Source organism: Caballeronia terrestris, assembly GCF_001544515.1.
Classification (GTDB): Bacteria; Pseudomonadota; Gammaproteobacteria; order Burkholderiales; family Burkholderiaceae; genus Caballeronia; species Caballeronia terrestris.
The window spans coordinates 1-838 of the sequence record NZ_FCOL02000539.1 but is presented as its reverse complement, the minus strand read 5'-3'; the positions used below and the strand labels follow the sequence as shown (position 1 = coordinate 838).

At 56.9% G+C, this 838-nt stretch carries 1 pseudogene; it reads left to right on the top strand.

Annotated features, from left to right (window positions below):
* Positions 1–588: 588 nt before the first annotated feature.
* Positions 589–838 (top strand): annotated as a pseudogene (locus AWB67_RS38795) (tryptophan leader peptide); the annotation flags it as partial.

Genomic DNA, 838 nt, shown 5'->3' with positions numbered 1-838 from the left:
ACTCACATCCTGCAGTCGTAGGCTTGCGATGGCGAGGCGCTCTTCAGGTTGAAGCTGCTGGTAGAAGTTTTGTCGGCCACGGCGACACCTTATACGAGATAGGTGTTGCACTGCGCTTTTGAAGCCGCCGAAGGAAATGATGAATAAAAGCGAAAGTCAGGATGCGACGCGGTGATGCGTCAGAGCTGCTATTGCCGATGCGAACTAGGGGGCCTTTACCGTCATCTGACTGACCAATCCGCCAATCGAGAATCAACGCCGCGGGTAGCGACTCGTCGTCCATTCTGATAAGTCAGCCGAATATCGGGGCGGGTCAATATTTGGTGACAGGACGTGGCGATGACGCGCACGCAGACCGGGAGTCTCAAACGCCACTCAGAAAAAGCCAATCGACGCAGTTGATTTAGCACGCTCGGCAAGCACGCACTCGCGTCAGGAAGTGGCACGACGAATTGCTCTGACTATATGAGCTCGCGGAGAAGTCAAGCAGACCTTGCCCACGCAGGCGCAAACCGCGATGATTGGCGGGACTTCGAAGCACGCGTATCGCGCCCCGAACATCGTTGATTTGCTTAGTTGAGGATAACCGTGGATTGGAAGTTCTGGAACAAATCGGCCGCCCCTTCCCGTGGCGCAACCGAGGCCGCCTCGGACACGTTCGAGGCCGTACGGCAACTGCTGGGCATGCTCATGAGAGCGGACTCTCCGCCTTTTTCCAATTGGGATGCGGCTGGCATCGTATTCGCGCCGGAAGTTGAAAACACGGCCCAGAGCGCAACCAAGGGTTATGCGCTCGCGCTTTGGTTTTGGCTCTTCGCCGAGAAGCACGGCGTAGTCG